This window comes from Bradyrhizobium sp. UFLA05-108, from assembly GCF_059803455.1.
Genome location: NZ_JBANAZ010000133.1, coordinates 1 through 9,498 on the forward strand (window position 1 = coordinate 1; position 9,498 = coordinate 9,498).

Here is a 9,498-nt window from a genome sequence, read left to right on the forward strand (position 1 = left end):
AGTTGAGGCCCTCGCCAAAAAATGGGCAGGCAAGCGCGCCAAACGCAGCTAACCCGCGGCCTGCACCGGAGGGTTACGTAACCTATGCCCTCGTCGCGTTAAAAATTACAGCGGCATGGAATGACAGCAGGGGCACGCACGGCAAAGCCGGCTTTCATACTTTCATCCGTTTGAATTTTGGATGCCGAGAGCCAAGCGAAAGCGGCTCGCCAATTTTTTATCGATCCGTTCTGCGTTTTCCCCGCCTCTTCGCTGGCTTGGCCAGCCTTTACGGCGGCCGCCTGGTTTGTGTGGTGCCAGCTCCGGGTCACGCGGTCGGCTTAAAAAGTCGTGGCCCCGCGAGGTCGCGGAGCCGCTGAGATCGGATGGCCGGCACTCAGGCCGCGGCAGGCCTTCGCGTTGACGGCCTGCGTAGCGCCAGCGCGGGCACGATCAGTGCATGGACTGAAAGCACTTTTTAGGCATGGCATCTAGGCTTCTGAATACAAATGATTTGCTTGCATCATCAGCTCCTCCCACGATCAGCTGCGGGGCCGGAATCTTGTAGCTAGCCTGCAGCTTGTCCTTCAAATACGCCTCGAGCGCCAACCATGTTGGATTCTTTTGAGAGAAGAACACGAATTTCAAATACCTGCTGGAGACGTCCGCGTTGTAGACGGTTTCATCAGGGTAGTTCACGCTGTCGCCGCAGATCACCGAGCTGAGAAAACCCAAAGTGAAGACGCCATTACCCGTTTTGGCGATCGTGCCGGGGGACCATAGGCTGAAACCAGGGATGATATCGTTCAGGGCGAACAGAGACTCTTCGTAGGAATAACCGCCTGGATTTGTGCTTAGTAAGAGATCCCATTTGGCATGGTCGTTTGTCCAACTGTTAAACACTTTCGTCCCGATGTTGTTGAGATCGGGATCATTCTTGTCGCCATTGGGAGACGGTCGACATGCGTCGAGGATCAACATCCTCCGCTCGACCTGCGCTTTGTTCAGTTGGCTCATGATCACATCAGGGTTTAGGCCGGGACCGCGAGGATCAGAAGTCTGAAGTTCAACCAGTCCGTTCTTTGTTGCCCCGTGACCGGCAAAAAACACGAGCACCTCGTCGTCCCAAGGTTCGCTCCGACCCGCCTTTTCCGTCGCTATCGCGCCCAGCATGACTCCGATAGTGGTGTTGACCTTCTCAGAAAACAGACTGTCTTGCTTACCCATGACTACAATATCGAGATGTTGGTCATGCAAATCATCTAGCAAGACTTTCGCCTTCGGATTACTCAGGATCGCATCAGGGGCGTAGTCGCCTGGAGGAACATAAAACAGCTCGATCTTCATATCGTCGTACGCGGAAACTCCTCCGAAGGTCCCTTGCAGCTTCTTGTTGAAGTCCATCGCGAGAAGGCGAGCGAAATCCAATGCATCCTCGTGGGCATACTGAAGTGGGTTCGAGGCCGACTTGGAGAATCCCATGATTAGGGCCCACAGCTTCCGCTTACTGCGCGGTGGTTCGATCGCGCCAGGCGCCGACCACTTAACAAAAAAGCAGCGACTCGCGATGGGCAGGTCATTGCCGGCTGAATCGGCGGGCGTGCCGTCGCGATTGATGCCACGGTACAAAAATTTGCATATCTCAATTGGACCGAGGCGCTGGAGCGCTTTTGGCAACTCTAGATCTACCTGCATTTCCGCGGATGGATTGACGGGCAGCGCACGTCCGTCTGCAAATCGCACGCCATTGTAAATAACTGGCACATCCATTTCGCCCGACTTGAACCTCAGATACCTCTGCTTTCCGTCATTCCACCCTGACAGCGTGACTTGCGCCGAAAATCTCTCTGTTTTCACGGCAAGGCCGGCGATGACCTCGACCTCAGTCTGCTGTTGCTCCGCATGCTTGAGGATAGGACTCCGATCGCTCAGCTTTAACTGCGCGCCCTCCGCACGTTCGATATTGGCGAGACTACTTCCAAGTGCTGTCTGGGCATGAGCAACACCGACGAATTCAAATCGACGTACAGTGGATGCGTCCACATATCGGTTGCTCGGGGTGGGGCCATTTTCAGCTGCGCGGCTCGGTCCTCGCAGCCTCGGCGCACTTCGCAATGAACTGCGAACTGCATCCGGATCGTAGAGAGAAGGATCTTGCTGAAAATCAACGCAACCGGGGGCTCGCCCCGGTAGCTCGACCGGATAGCACGCGAGCCGTTGGGATCCGACCGCACCGTCAATCGCATATCGGCCGTTAGGAAGCCAGGCCAAGAACCCCCATCTTCCGTCATCAGACTGGGTCAAGTAGAGCGACATGATCAAGGGTAGACAATTCGAGGGACTAAACCCAAGCGCGTACCAACGGATAATTCCGTCCCCATGCGCTACAACAAGGAACTGGCCATCTGTAGTGATGTTCATCCGCTGAGCTTCTGCACGAACGGGTCTTGTACAGACCGTTCCCCCTTCTTCGCTCAGGACTCGTATGGCCCGATCCGTTCCCCACACGACCATCTTTAGCTCGTCGACGCCAGGTAGGCGTGGTACTTTGACCGCAGCTAATGACACTTCGTTCGGATCAATTCTGTCGAGCGGCAATGGCCGGTTGAAGAATACGGGAGGATTGTCCGCGACCCGACTGTCGTACCCCCATTTATCACGGCTAGATTTTGGTTCGCTTAGTTCATAGCGATCCTGGTGATCGGTCCGTGCGATGAGAGTACGCAGACGGTCCTTCAGCTCTGATTCATCGTCGATCGGGGCGGCATCGACAAGACGCATTTGATCGAAGAGTACGTTGAACAGCCTGTACTTTCCTTGCAAGACGGTCGAAAAATATACGTTGTTACGTTCATCGAGGATCAATCGATAATCTTCATCGAATCCGCGGAAGCTGATTGCCCGATTCTCTGCAATAACTCGCGACAATCGGGGGCGCGGCACCGACACATCGATCGTCGCGATCCGCTCGGTCGAAATGAACAACGTCTTGGCCGGAAAACCGGGATCAATCAATTTCGCAATATACAAGAACGTGTCTGTCTGGCCTTGGATTTCTTGTAACGTGACACGGCTAAGATCCCGATCGAAGATCGCGATGTTGTTGGTTTCGTCGTTGTCGTCCTTTCCATTTAGGTCCTGATTCGGAAGAAATCCGTAAGCTATCAGAGAGGCCTCATTGTCACCTTGTCCTTCGACCGGCATCCAGGCCAAATTGGGAAGATAGACCGCGCCGTGATCAGGTTTCAGCTGATCCTTTAGGGAGAACGTCTTCTCAATATCGTAACCTCGCCCCTTTCTTCTCAAGAGGCCCACTTGGGGCGAAGCGACGTCGCCAACCGCCAAACGCGAAAGATCGGAAGAAAGCGCCAACCGACCTGGCTGAACCAGTCCTATTTGATCTCGGGAAACGAAGCCGGGCTTCTCGCCAGGAAATACCAAACCCTTCGTTCCATCGCTCAACGGATGCGGATAGATCGTAAGGCCCGAGGTTGAAAGGGCGAAGAGCCATGGATCGTCACCGACGGCATCGCTGAAGACAAGATCCGTCCCGCGCGGACGTGCTTCACACAAGCTCATCTTCCCCTCGGGGCAGCAGCTCTTTCCGGCATTCGACGCGGCATATTCCCCGTCATCCTTGAAGACCGGAGCTCCGGCATATCGCGGGTCCCGCAATTGCGACACCGCCCAGATTCTTAACCCGCATCCGCCGCTGAGAAGAGCAGCGAGAAATTGTCCGTCGGGAGAGAAGCGAAGCCGCGTAACGTAGGTGGGTATTTCAGATTCCAACGTTGCGATGATGTTTCGCCGCGCGCGATCGAATACGTATATTCGCGCGGTTGCACGCTGGTAACCGCCGCTTTTATCGCTTAGTGGCGGCGCCGAAAGTGCCACATATTCCGCATTGGGAGCGATAGTTGCCTGATACTTCGCTGGTTCGAATTCATCGCGCAGTGGCGCCCGGAAGACCGTGGGACGCCAGCTATCCTCGGTTTCACGGAACCAAACCGTGGCGATCCTTGATGAGCTCGCGGTCACAAAAAATCGCCCTGACCTGTCGGCATCGAGAGAGGTCGGTTTGCCGGAGAATGGCGTACTAATCTCCAACGGAAGGATTTGTGCTCGAGGCTCAAAGAAGCTGAACTGATAGAGGGAGAGCAGCGCCAGCTCGGCCACGACGATCATCCCCGTCGCAACGTATAGTCTCGGGTGTTTGCAGATCGATTCCCAGTAGATTGAGGCCCACCTTAAAAGGCGCTCGCGAAGCAAGTGCGCTTCAGGACGACTGCGGTTGTCTCTTGAATCCGACATCGTTCCGTACCCACCTATCTTACCGATTCGCCTCGGCTCCGAGATCAGGACTAGCGTCGGGACGCGTACCCGGCCGATTTCTCACCTGTGGCGATGGCATAAGCACCGGCGACGAAGGCAGGATCACTTGCGGCCAAGGCGGGGCTGACCATGCCCGTGCCTGATCGGCGTCCGGTCGCGTGCCCGGCCGATTGCTCGCCTCCGGTGATGGCATAATCACCGGCGACGAAGGCAGGGTCACCTGCGGCCAAAGCGGGGCTGGCCATGCCCGTGCCTGATCGGCGTCCGGTCGCGTGCCCGGCCGATTGCTCGCCTCCGGTGATGGCGTGATCACCGGCGACGACGGCACGGTCACCTCCGGCCAGGACGGGGATGACCATGCCCGAGGCTGATCGACGTCTGGTCGCGTGCCGGGCCGGGCCTTTGGGATGCCTGATGGCGTTGGGAAGAGCGGTTTGAGCTCATCTGCCATGCTTGGAGCCTCGCCGAGATAGGCGGCGACAGAAAGTATCATCAGTCCAAATGCCTTCGCGCTTGTCGATTTGGGCATCACCGATGGGCATTTGTCGAACCGCATTGTGACCTCCTATCAATAGACGCTGACGACCAGTTGAAAATCCGCAGAGCCAACAGATTCGCCACGACGGAGTATGACGGTGTAGAGATCGTCTGGCGGTGAAGGCTTCTCACAAAAGGCAACCTGCGCATGAGGCTGATCGCGACAGATCGCATCGTCTTGATCGCGGCTGCGTTTAGGTAGCAACAGCAGCGTAGGTTGATGGAGCAGGTCGTCCTTGGCCCCTGAGGATCTCGCCAAGTTGGCACTGACGCGAAGCCGGGTGGCTGCCTGCACAGAGAATTCGAACACATGCTCCGGATAGGCGTCGTTAATCTGCCCTGTGAATTGAACGTACCGATGTTCGTCGTCGCTATCGAGCGGCAACAACGAGCCACACTGCCGCTTGATCGTACCTGCGGCCTTTTTTATCCAGTTACGATTCTTGAAAACGCTCGCGTCATAGGCGCGATCGAGCTTTGCGCAAGTCAGATCGATTCCACCCGACGTAACCCCGGAGACAACAGGTTCAGGCCGATTTGACTCGAGCAGGAGCGGACCGCCAGAGTCACCGTAGCAGGTGTTAGATCCGCTGCCTGGCGTATACCGCCAACAGATGAGATCCGATTTTGGAAACTTGTCCGGACAGGCTGACGCGACGACATCACCGTAACGTTTGAGCCCAGCATCCATTTTGTCCGCAGTTGTCCGGCCAAAGCCAACGATCTTGGATACAGATCCGGATGCCTGTTCACGGTCATCATTGATTATATCGGGCACGATACCGTCGACAGGGGTCACTAGACGAATGACCGCGACATCAGCTTGAGATCCCGTCTCTTCATTCGGACGCTGGTAGTCGCGCTTGGGCCAGTCGATCGATCTTACGTCGAACACACCCGCATGCTGCAAAAATACCTTGTAGTGCGATTTGTCGAGATCGGAGGTGACGCAGTGGGCTGCCGTCAGGAATGCGTCGCACCCAATAATCGTGCCCGTGCAGGACGTTCCGAGACCTCCGATTCCCATATGCAGCAGCGCACCCACAGTTGGATACCAAGTCGTGAGAGTGCCATCGACGACCCTTACGAGAGATTCCGTCTCGGCACCGATGACGTGTTTGTGGCCGGAGATATTCGGCTTTCCAGCTGCTTCGCCGGCGCCGACCGAACTGTAGTTAAGGCAGGCCAACGATAGCATCAGCGCAGTCCCGCCGACTCTCATCAACCTGTGTTCGTATCGAGCCATGACAACTCCTGCATCATGGGCTTTGAACAGCCTGCCTAAAGGCTTGATTGTTGAGAAGGCGCTCTACGTCCGTACTCGGCGCCGACGACGGCGACCCCATAGCGATATTGAGCGTGTGCGTTCGTACCGCTGAAGCGGAAACGAGATTGCCGAGCGTCGTCGGCCCCTTCCAATGCAGGAGAGCCCAGTTGGGAGAGAGTCCCGCGCCGATCGTCACGATAAAATTCACCGCATGGGAGAGTGAGTCGATCGGCGGATCTGGATTGGCCAGTAGTTTTGCCGCGCTGGCATATCGCGCCGCAGCCTCCGAGTTTTCAGCTGCGTTCGTAGCGAGAGCAACAATGTCTTGGTGAGACAGATCTTTCCCGCTGTTGGTCAGCTTTTCCCATGCTTGATGAGAATACTTGGCGGCATTTGAAGCCTCTAGCGCGAAGCTCGCAATTCTAGCCTGCACCCTCGTATCAAGAAATCTCGTTGTTCTGGCTTGTCTTGCGGTGGCGTTCGCCTGCTGTGCCGATTTTACCGCATCAGTCTCGGAATTCTTGGCGTAGTCCGTATAGTATGCGAGATCGGAATCTGGGGCGTTGGTGCCTTCCGTTCTTGCGCCCCCGGCCGATGCAGCCTTGCCACCTGCTCCAGGAGACGGATGAATTCCCAGATTAAGATCGTGGTGGGCAACAGGCTCGAGCGCGGCATCGATCCACGGACCCAAGTCGAGATTTCCCTGTAGATCGGTGCTTCCCACTGGCAAGCACTCGTGCAGTCGACCTGGCCCCCACTCGCGCCAGGCCTTGAGCTCCCGCAGAGACATCGTGAAGCTCACGGTCTCCGTTCGGAAGACCTGGCTGCTATAGTTGGCGCCAAAGCCGAGATTAAAGTTCTGAGCAGTTGCGCCGACGGAATTGCCCGGCGTCCCGCTCGGAAAGGCCGCGGAGCTGGGGCCTGCGCCAAGAAAATAAGCGTTCTGCAAGGGCTGCACGAAAGTCGCGCTCGGTGAAAGGCTGCCAGACTCGTTGGCCTGCAGCGTCAGGTCGGCTTTAACCGTCCAGGACTCCAGCCAAGCGAATCTTTTATCTTCCATTTTGTGATCGACGGCATCGGCAAGTTCGCACTTCACGCGCTCAACCACATCTCTGATGGAGATTTCGGTACTAAAGGGCAGATTGTTGGTAGCATGCCAAAGAGGGGGCACTTGGCTACACGCGGCGAGCAACAAGCCGCAGCAGACACCCGGTACAATGGACTTAATTCTATTCATGGAATGTCCCCCCAGACACGCCTACGGTAATCTACTCTGGGACTTGCAACAGTATTCGCCGATCTGCATCCGTCGCGCGCCAGCGCATGTGCAAGCGCCCCTTTTGGCGAATCCCGCGAACTACTCGCTTGCAAAATTGCGCGGGTTCTTTTTCCAGTCCACCCACTTCGTTCTGCCCATCGGCGGAAACTCAGCAAGCACCCGCTTTTCGCCGGCGGCCTTCGCCTTCGCATTGTCGCTCCAGGCGGAAGCGCCTCCCACTCGAACCGCATTGTAGATCGCTGTGACCGTCAAACCGTCGACTTGGAAATCTTCCATGCTGCTCTTTAGAATTGCATCAGCATTTTCCCTTGGGATCGTCTGCGTCCAATACAGGTAGTCGTGGATGATTGCAGCGTAGGCATATGTGCCGTCCGGCCGAAGAGCCGACCAAAAGATCCGAGGAACGCTCGCGAGATCCGACACAAATCCTTTCGGAACGGTAACGGCCTTTAAACCGCCGCCCTGTCGCGCGCTCGGCTCCCATGAGATTGGATCCAGGAGATAGTAGATAGGTTCATTGAAACGGCCGAGATGGAGCGGCGAGTCCGACGTCCTAGCCGGATCCGACATCCAGGCGGTCATCCAACCTCCTTTGGAATATTGCTTCCGGTCAGCTTTCGAACGAGCCGAGGCAGATAGGGTCTGCGCTCCGAGGAGGCCACTAACGAGCAGAGATTTGATCAGCGTCCGGCGAGTAGACCTACAAGGGTAATCTTGCGAACGTTCGGGCATGAACAGCTCCTCTAAATAACCGGCTCAGTAAATTTGGTTGAAAGCGATATCATTTACCAACCAGTAGGCGAATGCAAGGGGGAAGCCGAACCCGGCCCCGCAAAAGCACAGCGCATTCGCTCCTGCACAGGAGTGGTGTACCGGCTTCACATGCGCGCGATCGCCCGCGATCTGGAGCTAGGCTTGGATCCCAAAAAGATCTTGATGCGCTGGCCGAAACACTTTTGCGCTTCGTGCGATTCTTCCCAGAGCAGCGACGAGGGGTACTGGCACGTGAGGGACTCGGAAACGTGTTTTAGAACCTAATGACTCGCAAGGTGCGAAGCTCAAAGGGCCCCCAAAAGGGGCTCTTTTCTTTAACGACGGGATGCGTCCCTTGCGAAGGTCACCCCTTCGTTGTCATGACTACGAGTACAACACCGGCAACGATAACGAGAGCTAGGAAGATCTTGCGCCTAAGAGCTCTTTGCGAGTCCAACCGCTGAGTGCAGGGTGCGCAAAGTGATCGAAGTCCAAAGTAACTTCTGGTCGATGGTACCTTGATCCCAAGCAGTGCAGCAATGGTGAACAGAAAGAAAGAAGGAGGCAAAGGGAATAATCCCGCCACGCTTGTCCCCGTTCGGACGTTTCTGCGAACGCCCTGTCCTTTTGCTAGTGCTGTCCCGCAGTGATAACAGCCCGCCATGCCTCAATCTCACTCTCTACATCGATAGTATGTTGCATTTCCCTTAGCGCTCGACCAAGACAATGCGATCCCGGAAATCCCGAAGCTAATTGTCGCTGGCCATCTATCTGCACCAACCTGACAATGGCCACGGACCGCCCAGCCTGATCGACTAGGAAGGAAAGCATCGAATGTGCATACGCCCCCTTCTGTCCTGGCTTCTTGGGCGGAGATCGTGAGCTGAACACCCTGCGTACATGCGGCATCGGTCGCCCAACCGCCAAGAAATGAGCGATTGCGCGCAACTGCCTGAGGCGATTGCAACGCTTGGGTAGTCACTGCATCCAAACGATTGTCGGGCGGCAAATGATTGACAATTTTGAACTCCCGCAAGCCATTGAGCGCGGTGACGGTCCACGACGGCTCAATCGCTGCGGTGAAGCCTAAGTCCTTCAGGCGACCGATCGAGGGATCAGGCGAGGCAACGATTGGAGGTGATTGGGCAACGCTAGGGGTGACCTCAGCTAGTGCCTGCGGTGGCGGCTTGATCTCACGAGGCGGATCGAGTGGTGGCACCGCTGGAGGAACGGTTGCCGCCTCAAATGTCAATCGGCTTGCAAATTTGACCCCTCGTATTGCCTCAGGAAGGAATGTTACCCGGGATGAAGGTCTGCGAGCTCCGCAGACCGATCTCGAAGCTGCGGCGAA

The 9,498-nt window shown here is 56.3% G+C and carries 4 protein-coding genes; all 4 read right to left on the reverse strand.

The features are described from left to right. Positions 1–432: 432 nt before the first annotated feature. The 4 genes from SO140_RS44835 to SO140_RS44850 all read right to left on the reverse strand — a co-directional run bounded on the left by SO140_RS44835 (position 433) and on the right by SO140_RS44850 (position 7,976). On the reverse strand, positions 433–4,155 hold the full coding sequence (locus SO140_RS44835) for a hypothetical protein (RefSeq protein WP_498544108.1): 3,723 nt from the start codon (positions 4,153–4,155) through the stop codon (positions 433–435). Positions 4,156–4,879: 724 nt separating this feature from the next. Then, complete coding sequence (locus tag SO140_RS44840) at positions 4,880–6,094, reverse strand: S1 family peptidase (protein ID WP_449384521.1); 1,215 nt, start codon at positions 6,092–6,094, stop codon at positions 4,880–4,882. Between the two features lie 13 nt (positions 6,095–6,107). Beyond that, positions 6,108–7,352, reverse strand: a complete 1,245-nt coding sequence (locus SO140_RS44845) for a hypothetical protein (protein WP_449384520.1) — start codon at positions 7,350–7,352, stop codon at positions 6,108–6,110. A 120-nt stretch (positions 7,353–7,472) separates the two neighbouring features. Continuing rightward, entirely contained in the window at positions 7,473–7,976 is a 504-nt protein-coding gene (locus tag SO140_RS44850) for a DUF1353 domain-containing protein (protein WP_449384519.1), read from the reverse strand. Positions 7,977–9,498 lie beyond the last annotated feature (1,522 nt).

Excerpts from the sequence above, each read along its gene's own strand:
- SO140_RS44850 (WP_449384519.1), bottom strand. The coding sequence starts at position 7,976 with ATGACCGCCTGGATGTCGGATCCGGCTAGGACGTCGGACTCGCCGCTC.
- SO140_RS44840 (WP_449384521.1), bottom strand. The coding sequence starts at position 6,094 with ATGGCTCGATACGAACACAGGTTGATGAGAGTCGGCGGGACTGCGCTG.
- SO140_RS44845 (WP_449384520.1), bottom strand. The coding sequence starts at position 7,352 with ATGAATAGAATTAAGTCCATTGTACCGGGTGTCTGCTGCGGCTTGTTG.